The organism is Pseudomonas sp. NY15356, from assembly GCF_048068175.1.
Classification (GTDB): Bacteria; Pseudomonadota; Gammaproteobacteria; order Pseudomonadales; family Pseudomonadaceae; genus Aquipseudomonas; species Aquipseudomonas putida_K.
In genome coordinates this window covers 95,477-116,599 of record NZ_JBLUPW010000001.1, presented here as the reverse complement: position 1 = coordinate 116,599, position 21,123 = coordinate 95,477, and the positions used below count along the sequence as shown (strand labels likewise).

The 21,123-nt window shown below is 63.1% G+C and carries 22 protein-coding genes; 12 read left to right on the top strand and 10 right to left on the bottom strand.

The features are described from left to right. Positions 1-101: 101 nt before the first annotated feature. Positions 102-689, bottom strand: a complete 588-nt coding sequence (locus ACNFCI_RS00540; RefSeq protein ID WP_084854222.1) for a TIGR00730 family Rossman fold protein — start codon at positions 687-689, stop codon at positions 102-104. A gap of 348 nt (positions 690-1,037) precedes the next feature. Between ACNFCI_RS00540 and azu the strand changes: the two genes are divergently transcribed. Continuing rightward, positions 1,038-1,487: an azurin gene (gene azu, locus ACNFCI_RS00535; RefSeq protein ID WP_084854224.1), complete on the top strand. Its 450-nt coding sequence runs from the start codon at positions 1,038-1,040 to the stop codon at positions 1,485-1,487. A gap of 99 nt (positions 1,488-1,586) precedes the next feature. On the opposite strand, the gene nadE is transcribed toward azu, so the two are convergent. Next, the gene (gene nadE / locus ACNFCI_RS00530) at positions 1,587-2,414 is read right to left on the bottom strand and encodes an ammonia-dependent NAD(+) synthetase (RefSeq protein ID WP_084854226.1); all 828 of its coding nucleotides are present in this window, start codon (positions 2,412-2,414) and stop codon (positions 1,587-1,589) included. A gap of 3 nt (positions 2,415-2,417) precedes the next feature. Next, positions 2,418-3,623, bottom strand: coding sequence for a nicotinate phosphoribosyltransferase (gene pncB / locus ACNFCI_RS00525; protein WP_084854229.1), 1,206 nt, complete (start codon positions 3,621-3,623; stop codon positions 2,418-2,420). A gap of 518 nt (positions 3,624-4,141) precedes the next feature. On the opposite strand from pncB, the gene ACNFCI_RS00520 reads away from it, so the two are divergent. The 6 genes from ACNFCI_RS00520 to ACNFCI_RS00495 all read left to right on the top strand — a co-directional run bounded on the left by ACNFCI_RS00520 (position 4,142) and on the right by ACNFCI_RS00495 (position 10,670). Next, entirely contained in the window at positions 4,142-5,278 is a 1,137-nt protein-coding gene (locus ACNFCI_RS00520; RefSeq protein ID WP_084854231.1) for a branched-chain amino acid ABC transporter substrate-binding protein, read from the top strand. Between the two features lie 157 nt (positions 5,279-5,435). Next, positions 5,436-6,350, top strand: coding sequence for an ABC transporter permease subunit (locus ACNFCI_RS00515; RefSeq protein ID WP_084854233.1), 915 nt, complete (start codon positions 5,436-5,438; stop codon positions 6,348-6,350). Positions 6,351-6,352: 2 nt separating this feature from the next. Continuing rightward, positions 6,353-7,657: a high-affinity branched-chain amino acid ABC transporter permease LivM gene (gene livM, locus ACNFCI_RS00510; protein ID WP_324817887.1), complete on the top strand. Its 1,305-nt coding sequence runs from the start codon at positions 6,353-6,355 to the stop codon at positions 7,655-7,657. Further along, entirely contained in the window at positions 7,654-8,529 is an 876-nt protein-coding gene (locus ACNFCI_RS00505; protein ID WP_084854238.1) for an ATP-binding cassette domain-containing protein, read from the top strand. The genes livM and ACNFCI_RS00505 overlap by 4 nt, the downstream gene beginning before the upstream one ends. After that, positions 8,526-9,242, top strand: a complete 717-nt coding sequence (locus ACNFCI_RS00500) for an ABC transporter ATP-binding protein (RefSeq protein WP_084854241.1) — start codon at positions 8,526-8,528, stop codon at positions 9,240-9,242. The genes ACNFCI_RS00505 and ACNFCI_RS00500 overlap by 4 nt, the downstream gene beginning before the upstream one ends. A 660-nt stretch (positions 9,243-9,902) precedes the next feature. After that, a complete protein-coding gene (locus tag ACNFCI_RS00495) occupies positions 9,903-10,670 on the top strand; it encodes an SDR family oxidoreductase (RefSeq protein WP_084854246.1) in 768 nt (255 codons plus the stop codon). Positions 10,671-10,717: 47 nt separating this feature from the next. Here ACNFCI_RS00495 and ACNFCI_RS00490 read toward each other — a convergent pair whose 3' ends face one another. From ACNFCI_RS00490 to ACNFCI_RS00475, 4 genes are all read right to left on the bottom strand, one after another. Further along, entirely contained in the window at positions 10,718-10,969 is a 252-nt protein-coding gene (locus ACNFCI_RS00490) for a hypothetical protein (RefSeq protein WP_084854249.1), read from the bottom strand. Positions 10,970-11,021: 52 nt separating this feature from the next. Beyond that, the gene (locus ACNFCI_RS00485) at positions 11,022-12,140 is read right to left on the bottom strand and encodes an AGE family epimerase/isomerase (protein ID WP_084854251.1); all 1,119 of its coding nucleotides are present in this window, start codon (positions 12,138-12,140) and stop codon (positions 11,022-11,024) included. Between the two features lie 105 nt (positions 12,141-12,245). Continuing rightward, positions 12,246-12,878, bottom strand: a complete 633-nt coding sequence (locus ACNFCI_RS00480) for a TetR family transcriptional regulator (RefSeq protein ID WP_084854253.1) — start codon at positions 12,876-12,878, stop codon at positions 12,246-12,248. A 121-nt stretch (positions 12,879-12,999) separates the two neighbouring features. Beyond that, positions 13,000-13,455 (bottom strand): phage infection protein, encoded by a 456-nt coding sequence (locus ACNFCI_RS00475; RefSeq protein ID WP_368829452.1) that lies wholly within the window; start codon positions 13,453-13,455, stop codon positions 13,000-13,002. A 320-nt stretch (positions 13,456-13,775) separates the two neighbouring features. Between ACNFCI_RS00475 and ACNFCI_RS00470 the strand changes: the two genes are divergently transcribed. Then, positions 13,776-15,839 (top strand): AsmA family protein, encoded by a 2,064-nt coding sequence (locus ACNFCI_RS00470; protein WP_368829451.1) that lies wholly within the window; start codon positions 13,776-13,778, stop codon positions 15,837-15,839. Positions 15,840-15,903: 64 nt separating this feature from the next. On the opposite strand, the gene ACNFCI_RS00465 is transcribed toward ACNFCI_RS00470, so the two are convergent. Both ACNFCI_RS00465 and osmE read right to left on the bottom strand, forming a co-directional pair. Continuing rightward, a complete protein-coding gene (locus ACNFCI_RS00465) occupies positions 15,904-16,434 on the bottom strand; it encodes a ferritin-like domain-containing protein (RefSeq protein WP_084854306.1) in 531 nt (176 codons plus the stop codon). Positions 16,435-16,481: 47 nt separating this feature from the next. Further along, positions 16,482-16,823: an osmotically-inducible lipoprotein OsmE gene (gene osmE, locus ACNFCI_RS00460; protein WP_084854257.1), complete on the bottom strand. Its 342-nt coding sequence runs from the start codon at positions 16,821-16,823 to the stop codon at positions 16,482-16,484. Between the two features lie 125 nt (positions 16,824-16,948). Here osmE and ACNFCI_RS00455 point away from each other — a divergent pair, with 125 nt between their 5' ends. After that, positions 16,949-17,839, top strand: coding sequence for an esterase/lipase family protein (locus tag ACNFCI_RS00455; RefSeq protein WP_368829450.1), 891 nt, complete (start codon positions 16,949-16,951; stop codon positions 17,837-17,839). On the opposite strand, the gene ACNFCI_RS00450 is transcribed toward ACNFCI_RS00455, so the two are convergent. Next, positions 17,820-18,713 carry a DMT family transporter gene (locus ACNFCI_RS00450; protein WP_368829449.1) on the bottom strand — a complete coding sequence of 298 codons (894 nt, stop codon included), beginning with the start codon at positions 18,711-18,713 and terminating at the stop codon, positions 17,820-17,822. The two genes, ACNFCI_RS00455 and ACNFCI_RS00450, sit on opposite strands and share 20 nt — an antisense overlap. A 137-nt stretch (positions 18,714-18,850) precedes the next feature. Between ACNFCI_RS00450 and ACNFCI_RS00445 the strand changes: the two genes are divergently transcribed. From ACNFCI_RS00445 to ACNFCI_RS00435, 3 genes are all read left to right on the top strand, one after another. Next, complete coding sequence (locus tag ACNFCI_RS00445; RefSeq protein WP_368829448.1) at positions 18,851-19,636, top strand: helix-turn-helix transcriptional regulator; 786 nt, start codon at positions 18,851-18,853, stop codon at positions 19,634-19,636. A gap of 73 nt (positions 19,637-19,709) precedes the next feature. Further along, positions 19,710-19,982: a PsiF family protein gene (locus ACNFCI_RS00440; RefSeq protein ID WP_084854266.1), complete on the top strand. Its 273-nt coding sequence runs from the start codon at positions 19,710-19,712 to the stop codon at positions 19,980-19,982. Between the two features lie 71 nt (positions 19,983-20,053). After that, positions 20,054-21,061 carry an AI-2E family transporter gene (locus tag ACNFCI_RS00435; protein WP_084854268.1) on the top strand — a complete coding sequence of 336 codons (1,008 nt, stop codon included), beginning with the start codon at positions 20,054-20,056 and terminating at the stop codon, positions 21,059-21,061. The last annotated feature ends 62 nt before the right edge of the window (positions 21,062-21,123 follow it).

Here is a 21,123-nt window from a genome sequence, read left to right as displayed (position 1 = left end):
CCCATCGCGGCACAAGGCCGTTCCTACGGGCGAGCGCATACCCCTGTAGGAGCGGCCTTGTGCCGCGAAAGGACCGCAAAGCGGTCCCGAAGCTCCCAGCTTCAGTCAGGCGTCTTGTCGACCCACTTGGGCAGCACCGGCGCCACGAATTCACCCATCGCATCCAGAAGTTCGTCGGGCTGCCTGCCCAGCAACAGCATCGCCCGGTGCTGGGGCCGTACGAAACCTTCCTCGACAATGTGGTCGAGGAACCCGCCAAGCTTCTCGTAGAACCCATTCACATCCAGCAAGCCCAGCGGCTTGGCGTGGTAGCCCAACTGGCCCCAGGTCCAGACTTCGAACAGCTCCTCGAGCGTCCCCAGGCCACCGGGCAGGGCGATGAAGGCATCGCTCAGCTCGGCCATGCGCGCCTTGCGGGCATGCATGCCATCGACTACTTCCAGGCGTGGCAGGCCCTTGTGGCCGATTTCCGCGTCGATCAGGCTCTGCGGCATGACGCCGATGACGTCACCACCCGCGGCCATGGCCGCATCGGCGACCGCGCCCATCAGGCCGACCGCGCTGCCGCCGTACACCAGCGTCAGGCCGCGCTTGGCGATGGCCTGGCCGAGCGCCACGGCCGCTTCCCGATAGGCTGGGTTGGCGCCGGTGCTGGCGCCACAAAAGACACAAACGGAACGTACAGGCATTGCTTATCTCCAATCACATGCGCTGACAGGGTAAGGCGCATGCCCGCCGCTTCCAAGGCCGGATTCACTCCGGGCGGGAGAACTCGCACAGCGCGCCGGTGGCCCCGTGGGCATAGGCGGCGAGCAGGCTGTTCATGAAGGTCGAGAGAAACATTGTCATGGCTCCTGTAATGAGAGGTTGTCCCATCGTCCTTCAAGAGGGCATGATGTGCACTTAGATTGGTTGTATACAATCCATTGAACAAATCTACTGGCTGGCCCCTCGATCCTCCTTGACCCATATCAGCGAGGAGGAAACAGGTTTCAGGCAGTCTCGCAATTGATAAAACCCTGCCAAGGAGATTCACGATGTTTGCGAAAGCTGTAGCGGTATCCCTGCTGACCCTCGCCAGCGCCTCTGTCTTCGCAGCCGAGTGCTCGGTGACTGTCGACTCCACCGACCAGATGTCCTACACCACCAAGGAATTCACCGTAGACAAGAGCTGCAAGGAATTCACCGTCAAGCTGACCCACAGCGGCAGCCTGCCGAAGAACGTCATGGGCCACAACCTGGTGATCAGCAAGACTGCCGATATGCAGGCCATCGCTACCGAAGGCATGTCCCAGGGCCTGGACAAGGACTACCTGAAGGCTGACAACGCCAACATCATCGCCCACACCAAGATGATCGGCGCGCCGGAGAAGGAAACCGAGGTGAAGTTCGACACGTCGAAGCTGGAAGCCGGCGGTGACTACAGCTTCTTCTGCACCTTCCCGGGCCACATCTCGATGATGAAGGGCAAGGTCATCGTCAAGTAAGAGGTTAGGGGAGGGCTTTGCCCTCCAATCGCGGGACAAGCCCGCTCCTACAGGGATCACTAATGACCTTGTGGGAGCGGGCTTGTCCCGCGATGCTTTTCAAGGCGCGAACGGCAGCTCGCGCTTGTGCTGGGTCTTGCGGTAGGTGGCCACGATGATGTCGAACGCTTCCTGATCAACCGGCTGCCCATGCAGGAAGGCATCGATCTGCTGATAGGTCACGCCATGGGAGGCTTCGTCCGGCTTGCCCGGCGCCAGGTCTTCCAGGTCTGCAGTCGGCACCTTTTCCACCAGTGACTCCGGCGCACCGAAGCTGCGCGCAATCGCCCGCACTTGGTTCTTCACCAGCCCGCTCAGCGGTGCCAGGTCGCAGGCACCATCACCGAACTTGGTAAAGAAGCCCATCACCGCCTCGGCGGCGTGGTCGGTACCGATCACCAGGCCCGCGCGGGCACCCGCGATGGCGTACTGGGCGACCATGCGGGTACGTGCCTTGACGTTGCCGACCACGAAGTCCACCAGCGTCGGCGAGCCGTTCTTCAACTCCACCACTTCAGCCGCCAGCGCCCGTACTGCCGGGGCGATATCCACGGTGTGCACTTCGTCGGCCTTGATCACTTCCAGGCACGCCTGAGCGTCATGCTCGTCATGCTGGACCTGGTAAGGCAGGCGTACGGCGATGAAGGTGTAGGCCTTGTCACCGGTTTCGGCGCGCAGTTCATTGATGGCGCGCTGGGCGAGCAGGGCAGCGGTCAGCGAGTCGACTCCGCCGCTGATGCCCAGGACCAGGGTCTTGAGCCGGGCATTGGCCAGGCACTGTTTGATGAAGGCCACGCGCCGGGTGACTTCGGCCTCGAGCGCGGCGGCATCGGCGAACGGCGGCTGCACCTTGAGCTGCTGTGCAATCTCTCGCTGGACGGCTTGCATGGGTTACTCCTTGCTGGGGACTTTGAATACGTGACGCAGGTAGGCGACGAAGTTCGCGTCTCGACACTGGGTCTTGGCGGCTTCGTCGGAAATCTTGGCCACCGGCGAGCCGTTGCAGTCGGTCATTTTAAGCACGATGCTCATGGGCGCCACTGTGGGTATGTCGCAGGTCAGGTTGGTGCCGATGCCGAAACTCACATTGATGCGACCGCGCAGGGCGCGGAAGATTTCCAGCGAGCGGGTCAGGTTCAGCCCGTCGGAGAACACCAGGGTCTTGGTCATCGGGTCGATGCCCAGTTTCTGATAGTGGGCAATGGCTTTTTCCGCCCAGGCCACCGGTTCGCCCGAATCGTGGCGCAGGCCGTCGAAGAGCTTGGCGAAGTACAGGTCGAAATCATTGAGGAAGGCATCCATGGTGATGCAGTCGGTCAGGGCGATGCCCAGCAGCCCACGGTATTCGCGTACCCAGCAGTCCAGCGCGGCGATCTGGCTGTCGATCAGTCGTGGGCCGAGCTGCTGGTGGGCCATGATCCATTCGTGGGCCATGGTGCCCAGGGGTTTCACGTCCAATTTCCAGGCCAGGTCGACGTTGCTGGTGCCCACGAAGCGCGCCGGGAAGTCATCGCGCAGTACCCTCACCACTTCTTCCTGGACGCGGCTGGAGAAACGCCGGCGGGTGCCGAAATCGGCGACCTGCAGGGCGGCCAGTTCCTCCTCGCTGGCGTGGGCGCGCAGCCAGTCGAACTTGCGGTAGAGCTGGTCGCGTGCCTCGGCCAGGCGCATGCGCGGGTGCAGGTGGCGGTTGCGGACCTCGCTAATGATCGCCAGCAGGGGCACTTCGAAGAGGATCACGTGCAGCCACGGGCCGCGCAGGCGCAGGTACAGCTGGTCATGCTCGATGCCGATGTGCACGTAGCGCAGGTTGAAGCGGAACAGGCGCAGGAAGCGCAGGAAGTCTGGCTTGAGGAAGCTGATGCGTTCGAGGAACTCCAGCTGGCCATCATCGAGGGTCAGGTCGCTGAGCAGTTCGATCTGGTTGCGGATTTCGCCCAGGTAGGGGCGCAGGTCCTCGCCGTTGCGGCAGCGGAACTCCCATTCCACGTCGGCGTCCGGGTAGTTGTGCAGGACGGCCTGCATCATCGTCAGCTTGTAGAAGTCGGTGTCGAGCAGGTTGTGCACGATGCGCTCGGCAAATGCGCTCTCGCTCATTGAAAGGCTCCAGGTGGCGGCGTTCGCGTAACAAGGACGAGCGCGCGGAATCCGGGCCATTGTGCCAGCCTTTTGGCCGTCGTTGTGGCGGGGCGCTCTGATCGCTGGCAATCCGGCTCCCACAACTGAAACAGTGCAAGACGGGTGGGAGCCGGCTTGCCGGCGATTGGGCCTTGCGAGCCGTCACCAGGTTCAGCCTTGAAACGGTGCCGGCTGTAGCAGTCGCGCACTATCAGTGTGCAGTTCGGTGACGTTCGCTGTTACAGGTCGGTTGCACGTAAACACTTGCCGTGGTTGCGATGATGGCACTCCGTGGTTGCGCCTTGTCTAGGAGAGAGGGTGGCGCCATGCCTGTGTCAGACGGTTGCACGCTCAATAAAGAAAAGGCCGTCGGTCGCCTCTGGCCTGCCGCATGGGTGCGTTTTGCGCAAAGACAAAACCTCTGGCACGCCGCTTGCTCTGAGCTTGATGCTGAAAGTTGTAGTGCCAACCAAAAAAACTCTAAGGAGCACCACCTCATGTCGCAGACGTTCTACAAGAAAGGTTTCCTGGCGCTCGCCGTCGCTTCGGCACTGGGTGTCTCTTCGTTTGTTCAAGCCGACGTCAAGATCGGCGTCGCGGGCCCGATGACCGGTGCCAACGCAGCGTTTGGCGAACAGTACATGAAAGGTGCACAGGCGGCGGCCGACAAGATCAACGCCGCTGGTGGGGTGAACGGCGAGAAGATCGTCCTGGTCAAGGGTGACGATGCTTGCGAGCCGAAGCAGGCCGTGGCCGTGGCCAACCGCCTGGTCGACCAGGACAAGGTGATCGGTGTGGTGGGCCACTTCTGCTCCTCCAACACCATTCCCGCTTCCGAGGTCTACGACGAAGCTGGCGTGATCGCCATCACCCCAGGCTCCACCAACCCGCAGGTCACCGAGCGCGGCCTGACCGCCATGTTCCGCATGTGTGGCCGTGACGACCAGCAAGGCATCGTCGCCGGCGACTACATCGTCGACGTGCTCAAGGGCAAGAAAGTGGTGGTCCTGCACGATAAGGACACCTATGGGCAAGGCCTGGCCGACGCCACCAAGGCACAGCTGGAAAAACGCGGCGTGAAGCCGGTGCTGTACGAAGGCCTGACCCGTGGCGAGAAAGACTTCAGCGCCGTGGTCACCAAGATTCGCGCCGCCGGTGCCGACGTCGTCTACTTTGGCGGCCTGCACCCCGAAGCCGGCCCGCTGGTACGCCAACTGCGCGAGCAGGGCCTGAAGGACGTCAAGTTCATGTCCGACGACGGCATCGTCACCGACGAACTGGTGGCCACTGCCGGCGGCGCCCAGTACGTCAATGGCGTGTACATGACCTTTGGCGCCGACCCGCGCCTGCTGCCCGACAGCAAGGCCGTGGTGGAGGAGTTCCGCAAGGCCGGCACTGAGCCTGAAGGCTACACCCTGTACGCCTACGCGTCCTTGCAGGCGCTGGCTGCCGCATTCAACGGCGCCAAGTCGAACAAGGGCGAAGACGCCGCCGAATGGCTCAAGGCCAACCCGGTCAAGACCGTCATGGGCGAGAAGAAGTGGGACAGCAAGGGTGACCTGACCGTCTCCGATTACGTGGTCTACCAGTGGGATGCCAACGGCAAGTACCACCAGCTGGAAAAACAAAAATAACAATGGCTGCCGGCCCGGGCGTGCACTGCCCCGGGCCGCTGCCCCGCGGTACCTGTCTTTATCCGAAGATCTGCACAGTTCTGCGCTGCGAGGGCCGCTTTACCCAAAGCCCGCCGTGGTCGGCGCTCGTGCAATCTCAATCAGGTGAGATTGCGTTATGGATGGTATTTTCCTGCAGCAACTGATCAATGGGCTGACCCTCGGGTCTGTCTATGGTCTGATCGCCATCGGCTACACAATGGTCTATGGCATCATCGGCATGATCAACTTCGCGCACGGCGAGGTGTACATGATCTCCGCGTACCTCGCGGCGATCAGCCTGGCATTGCTGGCCTATTTCGGTATCGAGTCGTTTCCGCTGCTGATGTTGGGAACCTTGTTGTTCACCATCGTCGTGACCGGCGTCTACGGCTTCACCATCGAGCGCATCGCCTACAAGCCCCTGCGTAACTCCACCCGCCTGGCACCTTTGATCAGTGCCATCGGCATTTCGCTGATCCTGCAGAATTACGCGCAGATCAGCCAGGGCGCCCGCCAGCAAGGCGTGCCAACCCTGCTCGAAGGCGCTGTACGCGTCGAAGTGGGCACCGGTTTCGTGCAGTTGACCTACACCAAGATCTTCATCCTGGTGGCAGCCTTCATCGGCATGGCCCTGCTGACCTACGTCATCAAGTACACCAAGCTCGGCCGCATGTGCCGCGCTACCCAGCAAGACCGCAAGATGGCCTCGATCCTGGGGATCAACACCGACCGGGTGATCTCCTACGTGTTCGTCATCGGCGCGGTGATGGCCGCCCTGGCTGGCGTGCTGATCACCATGAACTACGGCACCTTCGACTTCTATGCTGGCTTCATCATTGGCATCAAGGCGTTCACCGCCGCGGTGCTCGGCGGGATCGGCTCGCTCCCCGGCGCCATGCTCGGCGGCATCATCCTGGGGATCTCCGAGTCGTTGTTCTCCGGCCTGATCAACTCCGACTACAAGGACGTGTTCAGTTTCTCGCTGCTGGTGATGATCCTGATCTTCCGTCCCCAAGGCCTGCTGGGTCGCCCGCTCGTGGCTAAGGTGTGAACATGTCTGCTGCCAATCCTGTTTCGCCCAATACTGTTTCTTCCGGTTTCGACATCAAGCGCAGCCTGCTGGAGACCATCGTCGCCGGCTTGCTCGCACTGATCGTGTTCGGCCCTGTGGTCGGCGTGGTGCTCGATGGCTACAGCTTCAATGCCGAGCCTCGTCGTGTGGCCTGGCTGGTCGGTGGCGTGATGATCGGGCGCTTCATCCTCAGCCTGTTCCTTCAGTCCCCGACGGGGCAACGCATGCTCCAGGGCTTCGAAAGCGGCGGCTCGGGGGTGCATGTGCTGGCGCCGGACTACAAGTCGCGGCTGCGCTACATCATCCCGGCGCTGATCGTCATCGCCATCGTCTTCCCGATCTTCGCCAACAAGTACCTGCTCACGGTGGTCATCCTCGGCCTGATCTATGTGCTGCTGGGCCTGGGCCTGAACATCGTGGTGGGCCTGGCCGGCCTGCTCGACCTGGGCTACGTGGCGTTCTACGCCATCGGCGCCTACGGCCTGGCCCTGGGCTACCAGTACCTGGGCCTGGGCTTCTGGAGCGTGCTGCCGCTGGCGGCGATCGCCGCGGCGCTGGCCGGGTGCATACTCGGGTTCCCGGTGCTGCGCATGCACGGGGACTACCTGGCGATCGTGACCCTGGGCTTTGGCGAGATCATCCGCCTGGTGTTGAACAACTGGCTGTCGTTCACCGGCGGCCCGAACGGCATGCCGGCACCGGCGCCGACCTTCATGGGCCTTGAGTTCGGCCGTCGGGCCAAGGACGGCGGCGTGCCGATCCATGAATTCTTCGGCTTCGATTACAACGCCAACCTCAAGTTCGTGTTCATCTATGCAGTGCTGTTCATCGTCGTGCTGGCGGTGCTGTACATCAAGCACCGCCTGACCCGCATGCCGGTCGGCCGTGCCTGGGAAGCCTTGCGCGAAGACGAGATCGCCTGCCGTTCCATGGGCTTGAACCATGTGCTGGTCAAACTCTCGGCCTTCACCATCGGCGCCTCTACCGCAGGGCTTGCAGGGGTGTTCTTCGCCACCTACCAGGGCTTCGTCAACCCATCCTCGTTTACCTTCTTCGAGTCGGCGCTGATCCTGGCCATCGTGGTGCTCGGTGGCATGGGTTCCACCGTGGGCGTGGTGATCGCAGCGTTCGTGCTGACCGTGGCACCAGAACTGCTGCGCAGCTTCTCGGAATACCGGGTGCTGCTGTTCGGCGTGCTGATGGTGTTGATGATGATCTGGCGACCTCGCGGGTTGATCCGTATCAGCCGCGCCGGTGTAGTTCCGCGTAAAGGAGTGGCGCCATGAGCGACGATATCATTCTCTCGGTCGACAACCTGATGATGCAGTTCGGTGGCATCAAGGCGCTCAGCGATGTCAGCCTTAAGGTCCGGCGCAACCAGATCTTCGCCCTGATCGGCCCCAACGGTGCCGGCAAGACCACCGTGTTCAACTGCCTCACCGGGTTCTACAAGGCCAGTGGCGGGCGCATCGAGCTGAACGTGCGCGGCGGCAAGACCAACGTCATCCAGCTGCTGGGCGAGCGCTTCCAGCCAGGCGACTTCGTGTCGCCGGCGCGTTTTGCCAACCGTATGTACTACAAGATGTTCGGCGGTACCCACCTGGTCAACCGCGCCGGCCTGGCCCGCACGTTCCAGAACATCCGGTTGTTCAAGGAAATGTCGGTGGTGGAAAACCTGCTGGTGGCCCAGCACATGTGGGTCAACCGCAACCTGCTGGCGGGCGTGCTCAATACCAAAGCCTACCGCAAGGCCGAGAGCGATGCCCTGGACCATGCGTTCTACTGGCTGGAGGTGGTCGACCTGGTCGACTGCGCCAACCGCCTGGCGGGCGAGTTGTCCTACGGCCAGCAGCGCCGCCTGGAAATCGCCCGGGCCATGTGCACCCGGCCGAAGATCATCTGCCTGGACGAACCGGCCGCCGGCCTCAACCCCCAGGAAACCGAGGCGCTGAGTCGCATGATCCGGGTGTTGCGCGACGAGCACGACATCACCGTGGTGCTGATCGAACACGACATGGGCATGGTCATGAGCATTTCCGACCATATCGTGGTGCTCGACCATGGCAACGTGATCGCTGAAGGCGCCCCGCAGGACATCCGTAACAACCCGACGGTGATCGCCGCCTACCTGGGTGCCGACGAAGAGGAACTGGTATGAGTGCACCCATTCTCGAGCTCAAGGATCTGGACGTGTTCTACGGGCCGATCCAGGCGCTGAAGAAAGTCAGCATGCACATCAACGAAGGCGAGACGGTGAGCCTGATCGGAGCCAACGGCGCTGGCAAGTCGACCCTGCTGATGTCGATCTTCGGCCAACCGCGGGCGGCCTCTGGGCATATCGTGTATCGCGGTACCGATATCACTCGCAAGTCGTCGCACTACATCGCCTCCAACGGCATCGCCCAGTCGCCGGAAGGGCGCCGGGTATTTCCCGACATGACCGTCGAGGAGAACCTGATGATGGGGACCATCCCCATCGGCGACAAGCATGCCGATGCGGACATGCAACGCATGTATGAGCTGTTCCCTCGGTTGAAGGAACGCCGTAACCAGCGGGCGATGACCATGTCCGGCGGCGAGCAGCAAATGCTCGCCATCGCCCGGGCGTTGATGAGCCGGCCCAAGCTGTTGCTGCTCGACGAGCCATCGCTGGGGCTGGCGCCGATCGTGGTCAAGCAGATCTTCTCGACCTTGCGCGAACTGGCCCAGAGCGGGATGACCATCTTCCTGGTGGAGCAGAACGCCAACCATGCGTTGAAGCTTTCCGACCGGGCCTATGTAATGGTCAACGGGCAGATCCGCATGAGCGGGACGGGTAAGGAGCTGCTGGCCAACGAGGAAGTGCGTAACGCCTACCTGGGCGGGCATTGACCTTATCGTTCAATCGCCGGCAAGCCGGCTCCCACAGGTTTGGCGCTGTTCTTCCCTGTGGGAGCCGGCTTGCCGGCGATCGTGCGCCTTAAACGTTATGTGGACAACTTGTCGCACAGCTCGCAGAAAACCCCGCAAAACCGCTTCGCAAGTCGTTGTTTCCACAGGCTTCGCTTTGTCCACGGATCGTGTGGAACCGGCTGTGGAAAACATGGTGGCATGTGCCGCAAAGCCTTTGTTTTCAAGGCTTGCAGCGTTCTGTATATTTTTTGACCAAAAGCATTTCAGGGATGATTTTCCGTTGGTTTCATAGACCTGGGGAAGGCATGCAGACGCCTGGAAAGGTTTGTGGATAACTCTGTGCAAAAGCCTTGGACAGACGGCTGCAGACGGCGTCGCTGAAAGCCTTGGGCCATCACGGCAGAGGGTTTTCGAGAGCCTGTCGGGAGAAAAGAGTTCCGCAGGATGGACAAGTTGCCCCCAATCCGTGGGGAAAGCTTTGTGGATAACATGAGCATAGGCGGGCCCGAGGCCTCTGCCGCAAGGGTTTCAGATATCTGGCTATTTCTTGATCAGCAGTTGGATTGGCTTGCTGGCAACCGAGCCGGCGGGCATGCTGCAAGCCTGCCTACCAACTTATCCACCTGAAAGGAGATCAGCATGACGTCCACCGTATTCATTACCGGCGCCACTTCCGGGTTCGGTGAAGCCACCGCCCGACGTTTCGCAAAGGCCGGTTGGAAGCTCGTGCTCACCGGTCGGCGCAAGGAGCGCCTGGATGCCCTGTGCGCCGAGCTGTCGGGCCAGACCGAAGTCCATGGCCTGGTGCTCGATGTGCGTGACCGCAAGGCCATGGAACAGGCGATTGCCAATCTGCCGCCGGCGTTCGACAAGCTCCAGGGCCTGGTCAACAACGCAGGTCTGGCCCTGGGCGCTTCGCCTGCGCAGGACTGCGACCTGGACGACTGGGAAACCATGGTCGACACCAACATCAAGGGGCTGATGTACACCACCCGGCTGCTGCTGCCACGCCTGATCGCCCATGGCCGTGGCGCGAGTATCCTCAACGTGGGCTCGGTGGCAGGTAACTATCCCTACCCGGGCAGCCATGTGTATGGCGGCACCAAGGCCTTCGTCGGGCAGTTTTCCCTGAGCCTGCGCTGCGACCTTCGCGGCACGGGCGTGCGCGTCAGTAATATCGAGCCGGGTCTGTGTGAAAGCGAGTTCTCGCTGGTGCGCTTCGGCGGGGACCAAGCGCGCTACGATGCCACTTATGCAGGCGCCGAGCCGATCCAGCCGCAGGACATCGCCGAGACCATCTTCTGGATTCTCAACCAGCCAGCGCACATCAATATCAACAGCCTCGAGCTGATGCCGGTGAGCCAGGACTGGGCAGGGTTCTCGGTCCACCGCTCGAGCCAAGGCTGAACGGATGCGAACCGGCCTTGGCCGGTTCGCGTAGTGCCTTCGACCCCTTATTTGATCAGAGACAGATAGGTTTGGTTGGGCTCGACGATGCCCAGGGCCTGGAGCACATCGTTGATCGCGTCCTGTCGGCCGAGATCCTCGGCGCTGGCTTGCTTGTTTATGATGCGCCGCAAGCTCAGCAGATAGCTAAGTTTCCCGTGGGCGTGTTCATCGTAGCGCTGGCTGCTGCTGTCGATGATCTTCTGTGCGGCCCTGTTGATCTGCTCTTCTACGAATGCTGCAAAATCGTTGTCGTTCATCGTCATTGTTCCTCCCAGATGGAAGAACAAGGGTGAACCGTGTGATTGCTGGTCAGCAGAGGGAAGTGATGTCTGCACAGGCACTCTTCAGGCCTTCCAGACAGGTCGCCAAGTGATAGGGCGTGGTGGACGGCATGTCGTGCCGGCTGACCTCGCCTTGGCCATCGCGGCATTCATACCAACCCCCAGGATGCAGGAATCGCCCCTGTAGCGCGTGCAGCTGCGCCAGCAACGTTGTCTCGCTTCCCGGCCGCAATGCCAGCGCCCGCAGGTATTCGGCCTGGGCCCAGATGCGTTGGGTGGGGTCGATCACCTTGCCGTCCACATCCAGCATGGCTAGCACCGCCGAATCCTTCACGCCGGACTGTTCGGCATAGGTGAACGCACGATCGATGGACGCATGCAACGGGGTGCCGCGCAACAGCGGCGAGGTGTCGAGCAAGTAGAACCATTCGAACTGGTGGCCCGGTTCGAACCAGTTATCCACAGCCCCACGGGGCTTTTCCAGCATCAGGCCGTGGGCCGGGTCGATGAAGTGGGCTTGCAGGGCCTCGCACAGGTTCAGCAGGGCCTGGCGGGTAGCGTCATCGCTGCGTACCGCCAGCGTTTGCAGGAAGGCCTCGGCCAGGTGCATCTGTGGGTTCTGCAACGGGCCGCTGCCCAGGTCCGACCAGTCTTCGTCCAGGCTGGCCTCATACAGCCCGTCATCCCGAGCGAAACGCTCGGCGACGATATCCAGGGCGGCATTGAGCGCGGACTCCACCAGACCCTCGCGCACCTTGCCCCAGTAATGGGCGCAAGCGAAGACGATGAAGGCATGGGTATAGAGGTCCTTGCGCCGGTCCAATGGCTGGCCTTCGGCATCGATGCTGTAGAACCAGCCGCCGTGTTCGGCATCGTGGAAGTGACGTTGCAGCGAGCGGAACAACGCCGCAGCCCGTTCGGCCGCGCCCGGTTGCTCGATCCGGCTGCTGAACAGGTACAGCTGACGGGCGCAGGCCATGGCTCGGTAGCGTTGGACCGGCATGGGCCGGTGCGTGCCGTCGAGCGCCTCGAAGGGCAGAGCCAATTCGGCGTTCCAGCCCGGGCCTTGCCACAACGGCACGATACGTTCGGCGAAATGCTGGTTGAAGCGGGCCAGTTCGGGGAAAGGGAGGCGGGGGTTGGGCATGAAGGCGCTCGTCGCTATCGGGCAGTGCGCCATGGTAGCAGAACGGGGTTGTGGGTTGCTTTCGCCTTCACGTTCACCAGTGCGGGCTGTCGACGGAGAGCAGGATCAGCCCGGATTGCCGAGCCCTTGCCAGTGCCGAGCGCCGACGAAGATGAAGCGCAGTTGCTGGGTGATCTTTTCCTGTGGCGTCAGGGCCTGGGGGTTGTCGGGATCCGGGCAGTCGATCAGCTCCGGCAAGGTGGCGAATACGGTCTTGACCACCAGGTCGGCCATGACCGCCAGGGCCGCGTTGTCCAGGTGCTGCCAGCGCGCCATACGGGCAAGGTCGGTGGCCAGGTCATCGCTGATATCCTGGCGCAGGCGGGCGATGGCCTGGCGCACGGCCTGGGAGCCGCCGTACTGCTCGCGGGCCAGGAACAGGAACTGGGCGCGGTGCGCGGCGACCACGTCGAGGAAGATGCGCACCGAGGCGTCGGTGATGCCTCCGAGCTCGAATTCGTTGTGCCGCACGAGGCGGATGGTCTGGCGGAAGGTGGCATCGACTTCGGCGACCAGGGCCAGGCCCAACGCGTCCATGTCCGGGAAGTGGCGGTAGAAGCCCGTGGGGACGATGCCGGCGGCCCTGGCCACCTCGCGCAGGCTGATGCTGCCGAAACCCCGGCCGCTCTCCATGAGCTGGCAGGCGGCATCCAGTAGGGCCTGGCGGGTCTGTAGCTTTTGTTCGGCGCGCGGCAGCATGGGGCGGATTCTGTGGCTGTACGGCTGGGCACTCTAGATAAAAAAACGAAGCCCGGTCAATGGACCGGGCTTGGAGGGGAACAGCCAGTGCAGGGAGGGTTGTTGTTCTTGGCCATGGCGATCAGCCCATGCGGCTGAGTTCGACCAGGCGATCGGAACCACCCTCGGCAACACGGTTGTTACGCTCGATCAGGCGATCGGAGCCGCCTTCGGCGACGCGGTTGTTACGCTCGATCAAGCGATCGGAGCCGCCTTCGGCAACACGGTTGTTACGCTCGATCAGGCGATCGGAGCCGCCTTCGGCGACGCGGTTGTTACGTTCGATCAGGCGATCGGAACCGCCTTCGGCGACGCGGTTGTTACGTTCGATCAGGCGATCGGAACCACCCTCGGCGACGCGGTTGTTACGCTCGATCAGGCGATCGGAGCCACCTTCTGCCAGGGTGTTCAGCGGTTGCGAAACAGTGGCGGCGCTGGAGCGCGACTCGGCGTTCAGGTGTTGTTCCTCGGCCGGCAGGGCGAAGGCGTTGACGGCAAGGGCAGACAGGGCAAGGCTCAGCAGCAGGTGGCGTTTCATGATCTCGGTGCTCCTCTGGGGGGCTGGAAAGTGGGTACGAGGCCAATGCTACGCTTGGTAACTCCAGAGAGAAGTTCATACGGATAATGGTAACAATCGACGGCATTGATACAGCGGGCGAAGGCTCTGACCCGGCCATTTCAGCGCCTCGAGAGATTGTGTGCGCCTGATGCAGGGCCGGTGACGGCCGACCAAAAGCTGAGAAAGGCGCCAGGAAAATCTCCGTTATCATCGCCATTGATAAAACCCAGCGGGTTTTCGTCAGTCCGACATACTAAGTTCGCACCCGCTTCGTGCCATGCAGTCAGGAGAATCACGCAATGACGCGTCCCGTCCGAATCCTCGCCTGGATCTTCACCAGCCTGTTGACCCTGCTGGCGATACTGGTGGTAGTGATCGCTACATTCGACTGGAACCGCGTCAAGCCGCTGCTCAACGAGAAGGTGTCCGAAGCCCTGCACAGGCCATTCGCGATCAACGGCAACCTCGCCGTGCAGTGGCGCCGCGAACCCGAGGAGGGCGGCTGGCGGGCTTGGGTGCCCTGGCCGCACTTCATCGCCGAAGACCTCACCCTGGGCAACCCCGACTGGCTCGAGGAGCCACGCATGGTCGGCCTGGAGCGCGTGGCCTTCCGCCTGGCGCCGTTGCCGCTGGTATTCCAGCAGATCGTCATCCCGCGCATCGACCTCACCAAGCCGACCGCAAGCCTCACTCGGCTGGCCGACGGCCGTGCCAACTGGACCTTCGACTTCGGGCCCAAGGATGAAAATGCCGAGCCGTCCAAGTGGGTATTGGACATCGGCGCCATCGGCTTCGACCAAGGCAACGTGCGTTTCGACGACCAGACCCTCAAGACCCGCATGAACGTGCAGATCGACCCCTTGGGCAAGCCGATCCCCTTCAGCGAAATCGTCGGCAAGGCCAGTGCCGAGAAAGCCGGTGGTGCCCAGGACTACGCCTTCGGCCTGAAGGCGCAGGGTACCTACAAGGGTCAGGCCGTGTCCGGCACTGGCAAGATCGGCGGCCTGCTGGCCTTGCAGGATGCCAGCCAGCCATTCCCGCTGCAGGCCGATGCACGCATCGGCGATACCCGGGTGGCGCTCGCCGGCACCCTGACCGACCCGCGCAACCTCGGCGCGCTCGACCTGCGCCTGCGCTTGTCCGGCAGCAGCCTGGGCAATCTCTACCCGCTGACCGGCGTGACCCTGCCCGACACCCCGGCTTATGCCACCGATGGCCACCTGATCGCCAACCTGCACGAGCCTGAGGGGGCGCGATTCCGCTATGAAGGTTTCAACGGCAAGATCGGCGACAGCGACATCCATGGTGACCTGGCCTTCGTCGCCAGCAAGCCGCGGCCCAGGCTCTCCGGCACGCTGGTGTCCAATCAGCTGCTGTTCAAGGACCTGGCACCGCTGATCGGTGCCGACTCCAACGCCGAGCAGAAGGCTCGTGGCGGGGCGAGCAAGCAGCCAGCAGGCAAGGTGCTGCCGGTGGAGGAGTTTCGTACCGAGCGCTGGCGGGCCATGGATGCTGACGTCACCTTCAGCGGCAAGCGCATCGTTCACAGCGAGCAACTGCCGTTCAAGGATTTGTCCGCCCATGTGGTGCTGGAGGATGGCGTGCTGCGCCTGGAACCCCTGCGCTTTGGCGTGGCCGGCGGCAACCTGAATTCGAACATCCGCCTGGATGGCCGCAGCGTGCCGCTGCAGGGTAGGGCACGGTTGTCGGCCCGTGGCTTCAAGCTCAAGCAGTTGTTCCCGACCTTCGCACCGATGCAGACCAGCTTCGGCGAGCTCAATGGCGATGCTGACCTGAGTGGGCGCGGCAATTCGGTAGCGGCCTTGCTGGGCACCTCCAATGGTGACCTGAGCCTGTTGATCAATGATGGCGCCATCAGCCGCAGCCTGATGGAGATCGCCGGGCTCAACGTGGGCAACTATGTGCTGGGCAAGTTGTTCGGCGACGAAGAAGTGAAGATCAACTGCGCGGCGGCCGATGTCGGCATCAAGGATGGCCTGGCGACCACCCGATTGTTCGTCTTCGACACCGAGAACGCGATCATCTACGTCAACGGCACAGCGAATTTCGCCAGTGAGCACCTGGACCTGAAGATCACGCCTGAGTCCAAGGGGGTACGCCTGTTCTCCCTGCGTTCGCCGCTTTATGTGCGTGGCACCTTCGCCAACCCGCGCGCGGGGGTGCAAGCGGTACCGCTGGCGCTGCGTGGAGCGGGGATGGTGGCCTTGGGTGTGGCGATCGGGCCGGCGGCGGGGCTGCTGGCGCTGATCGCGCCCAGTGGGGATGTGCCCAACCAGTGCACGCCGTTGCTCGAGCGGATGAAGGCGGGCAAGGCGCCGGCTGCGGTGAAGAGCAAAAAGTAAGGGGCCGCTTCGCGACCCCTGTGTGAATCACTCGGCCCTTCGGGCTGCGCTGCAGCCCGGTAACCTAGAGCCCCTTCAACAGGTCCGCCATATCGTCGGCATGCTCTTCTTCCTGGGCCAGGATTTCTTCGAAAATGCGCCGGGTGGTGGGGTCCTTCTCGCCGATGTACTGGATGATCTCGCGGTAGCTGTCGATGGCGATGCGCTCGGCCACCAGGTCCTCCAGCACCATCTCTTTCAGGGAATTGCCCGCCACGTATTGGGCGTGGGCATTGCTGCTCAGGTTGTCCGGGTTGAAGTCCGGCTCGCCACCGAGCTGGACGATGCGCTCGGCCAGCTTGTCGGCATGCTCGGCTTCCTGCCCGGCATGTTCGAGAAACTCGTCGGCTGCCACACTGGCCTTGATGCCGCTGGCCATGAAGTAGTGGCGCTTGTAGCGCAAGTTGCACACCAGCTCCGTGGCCAGCGCCTCGTTGAGCAGGCGCAGGATCGTGTCGCGGTCGGCACTGTAGCCTTCGGTCACGGCGCCTTGCTCGACATGGTGCCGTGCGCGCTCGCGCAGGGTTCGCACGTCGGTCAGTTCAGTCGTGTTCATGTTCATCTCCGAAAGGATCAGGTGGGTCACGGTCAATCAGGGAGGGCTCAGGCGCCAGGGACGGCCTCGCGATCCTCTTCTCGTTGCTTGCAGGTCTTGAAGCCCTTGGCGTCGACATGGCCGGTGGCGTCGAAGCGCACGTAGTACGGCTGCTGATGGCCGTCACGGTTGAGGATGTAGTCGTTGCAGGTGCCGCCGTTGGGCAGGTCGGTGGCGCTCGAAGGGCTGCCGCCGATGGCGATGACCTTCTGCATGGTCATGCCGTTCTCCACCTGCTTGACCAGCGGTTCGTCGCGGTAGGTCACGTAGTCCACCGGGTTTTCCGGGTGGCTGCCGCAGCCGGCCAGGGCCGCGCTGGTCAAAAGGATTGCCAGGGTCTGTTTGTACATGGTCCCGCTCCTTGCTCAGGGGTCTGTTCTGGTTTGGAACCGCACCGCGCGCCGGGAGTTCGATTGCGATGGCCAGACCCTGCGCGGTAGTGTTGGGCGCATCGCCCAGGAGAGGGGAGGGAGCCATGAACCAGGCGCTGGCCACGCGCTACCCGCTGGTGCTGGTACCGGGCATGCTCGGTTTCGTGCGGGTGCTGCTCTACCCCTACTGGTTCGGTATCGTGCCAGCGCTGCGCCGGGGCGGTGCGCAGGTGTTCCCTGTGCAGGTCTCGCCGCTGCATTGCAGCGAACTGCGCGGCGAACAGTTGCTAGCGATCATCGAGGATATCTGCCAGCGTACCGGCACCGAGCGGGTCAACCTGATCGGCCATAGCCAGGGCGCCTTGAGCGCCCGCTACGCCGCGGCCAAGCGCCCTGACCGGGTGGCCTCGGTGACCTCGGTTGCCGGGCCCAACCAGGGGTCGGAGCTGGCCGACTACCTCGAGCGCAAGGCACCGGCCGATTCACCCCAGGGACGACTGCTCAAAGCGGCCTTGCATGCCCTGGCCGTATTGCTGGTATGGCTGGAGACCGGCTGGCGCCGTGACCCGCTGCCCATCGATGTGCACGCTTCGCACCAGTCCTTCACCACCGCCGGGGTCGCTCGCTTCAACCAGGCCTATCCACAGGGCCTGCCGACGACCTGGGGCGGTGAAGGCGCCTACGAAGTCGATGGGGTGCGCTATTACTCCTGGTCCGGGACCTTGCAGCCTGGGCGCACCGACCAGGGGCGCAACCGCTTCGATGGCAGCAACCGTTTCTGCCGGCTGTTCGCGCGTACCTTCGTGCGCGAACGGGGCCAGTGCGACGGCATGGTCGGGCGCTACAGCTCGCACCTGGGCCAGGTGATCGGCGACGACTACCCGTTGGACCACCTGGACATCGTCAACCAGTCCCTCGGCGCCGTGGGCAAGGGCGCCGACCCGGTGCGCTTGTTCACTGAGCATGCCGCAAGGCTCAAGGCTGCGGGGCTGTAGCGACCTTGCGCAGCGGCGTGGTCCAGCGCTCGGCAAGGAGCACGCCCAGCAGAGTCAGCAGGCCGCCGTACAAGTGGTAGCTGGCCAGGCGCTCGTCCAGCACCACGGCGGCGATCAGCGCAGTGACCACCGGCAGCAGGTTGAAGAACAGCGTGGTACGGCTCGGGCCCAGGCGGTGCACGGCCTGCATCCATACCCGGGGGGCGACCATGGAGGCGAGGATACAGGCATACAGCACCAGGCTAATGTTATGCGCGTTCAGGCCGGTCTTCGGCGACAGCACGAACAGCGGCAGCAGCACGATGATCGCCACCAGCACCTGCAAGTACAGCAGCTGCATCGCGGGTACGCGCAGTTGCCATTTCTTCAGCAGGAAGCTGTACAGCGCATAAGCGAAGGTGGCCACCAGCATCATCAGGTCGCCGCCGTTCAGGCCTTGCTGCAGCAGCGCCGCAGGCTGGCCTGCCGAGACCACTTCCAGTACGCCGACGAACGACACCAGGGCGCCGAACAGCGCACCGAAGGTCAGCCGCTGGCCGAGCCAGGCGATGGCCAGGGCCAGGGACATCAGCGGCATCAGCGAGAGGATGATGCCCATGTTGGTGGCACTGGTGATGCCGGCGGCGAAGTAGGCCAGGCTCTGGTACATGGCCATGCCCAGCACGCCGAGGATGAAGACCTTGCCCAGATGGGGAGCGATGGCCGCACGGTTGCGCAAGACCTGCGGCAACAGGAACGGGGTGAACAGCAGGCCTGCCAGCAACCAGCGGTAGAAGCCGATTTCCGCAGGGTGGATAGCGCCTGCGGACATCTTGGTGACTACGGTATTGCCGGCCCAGATAAGGATCGCCAGCAGGGGGAACAGGTAATTCATGCAGCAGTGAATCTCTTGTAGGAGCGGTCTTGTGCCGCGAAAGGGTCGCGCAGCGACCCCGACTGGCAGCCATTATCTCTTGTCCGTCCATATGCCTATACTTGCAAACGGACAATCCACCCCACGAAGCAGCCAACATGGCCCGCAAATACCTCGACATCCCAACCTTCGACCACCTCCCGGCCCCGGTGTACTTCCGCTACGATGAGTTCGGCGCCGACACCCACAGCGCCCCGCACCGTCATCCCTGGGGGCAGCTCAATTACGCTGCCCACGGCGTCATGCACCTGGATGTCGAGGGGCAGCGCTTCGTCTCGCCGCCGCATTACGCCGTGTGGGTCCCGCCGGGCACCGAGCATGGCTGCTATAACCCCCAGGCCATCGTCTATCGCTCGGTCTATCTCGACCGGGACGTGTGCCAAGGCTTGCCGGCAAGCCCTTGCAGCCTGGTCATCAGCGACATCCTCAAGGCCATCCTCGGCGACTTCGCCCAGCGCGACCTCAAGGTCGCGCAGGACGAACGTGATCTGCGCCTGGTCCAGGTGCTGCTCGACCAGTTGCACCTGGCGCCGACCCAACGCTGCTACTTGCCCTTCGCCCGCAGCGAGGGCCTGCGCCAGGTGCTCGACGCCTTGCATGCCGAGCCCGGGGACAACCGCCCGCTGGCCGTCTGGGCCAGCCAGGTGTTCGTCAGCGAACGGACCCTGGCGCGCCAGTTTCTCCGCGAGCTGGGTATCAGCTTCGGCGAGTGGCGCCTGCGCCTGCGTTTTTTGCGTGCGATCGAGGCGCTGGAGGCGGGCCTGCCGATCCAGGCCATCGCATTCGACCTCGGCTACAGCACCGCGTCGGCGTTCATCGCCATGTTCCAGCGCCAGGCCCATTGCACGCCGGAGCAGTACCGGCGGCGGGCACGCATGGGCTGAGCAGGGAGTAACAAATTTTGTCTACACTCTGCTCGACGACCGCGCACACAGCGTGGAGACAAGGAGATGCTTCATGAAGATGCTGCACGTACCATTGCTGGTATTGGGTGTGATGATCAGCGCGCAGGGATTCGCCGCCACTGCGCAGCAAGAAAAAATGAAGACCTGCAACGCCGAAGCCACCGCGCAAACCCTCAAGGGTGACGAGCGCAAGGCCTTCATGAGCAAATGCCTGAAGACCACCCAGCAGGAGAAAATGAAGACCTGCAACGCCGATGCCACCAGCAAGGCGCTCAAGGGCGATGAGCGCAAGGCCTTCATGAGCGACTGTCTCAAGAAGAAGTGACCTGCGCCTATGTTTGTACGGCGAAGGCTGGCAGACTGCGGATCTTTCCCGTTGTCTGCCGTTGAGGCTGTATGACCTTCACCCCCCGCCAGGTCACCCTGGCCAGCTGGATCATCGTGTTTGCCGGCCTGCTGCTGGCGTTGCCCCTGAAGCTGTTGCCCAGCCTGTTGGCCGGCCTGCTGGTGTTCGAGCTGGTCAACATGCTCACCCCCCGGTTGCAACCGGTCATTGCCGGGCAGCGTGCGCGCTGGCTGGCCGTGGCCCTGCTCGGCACCCTGGTGGTCAGCACCCTGACCCTGCTGATCGCAGGTGCCTTCAGCTTCCTCTTGCACGAGGCGGAAAACCCTGGCGCTTCGCTGGACAAGTTCATGGGGCTCGTAGAGCGGGCTCGCAGCCAGCTGCCGCCGTTCATCGAAGGCTACCTGCCGGCCAGCGCTGCCGAGTTCAAGGTGGCCATCGGCGACTGGCTCAAGAGCCACCTGGGCGAGCTGCAACTGGTGGGCAAGGGCATGGCGCACATGTTCGTCACCTTGCTGATCGGCATGATCCTGGGAGCCATCGTCGCCCTGCAGCGGATCCCCGACATCTCCCGGCGCAAACCGTTGGCCGCGGCGCTGTTCGAACGCCTGAGCCTGCTGGTGCAGGCGTTTCGCAACATCGTCTTCGCGCAGATCAAGATCTCCCTGCTCAACACCTTCTTCACCGGGATCTTCCTGGCCGTGGTGTTCCCGCTGTTCGGCGTGCACCTGCCGTTGACCAAGACCCTGATCGTGTTGACGTTCCTGCTGGGCCTGCTGCCGGTGATCGGCAACCTGATGTCCAACACGCTGATCACCATCGTCGGCCTGTCGCTGTCGATCTGGGTGGCGGTGGCGGCGCTGGGCTACCTGATCGTGATCCACAAGGTCGAGTACTTCCTCAACGCGCGGATCGTCGGCGGGCAGATCAGTGCCAAGTCGTGGGAGCTGCTGCTGGCGATGCTGGTGTTCGAGGCGGCGTTCGGGCTGCCGGGGGTGGTGGCGGGGCCGATCTACTACGCCTACCTCAAGAGCGAGCTGAAGCGGGCGGAGTTGGTCTGAGTTCGGTGGTGGCCTGCACTGGCCCTATCGCCGGCAAGCCGGCTCCCACCGAGATTGCGCCG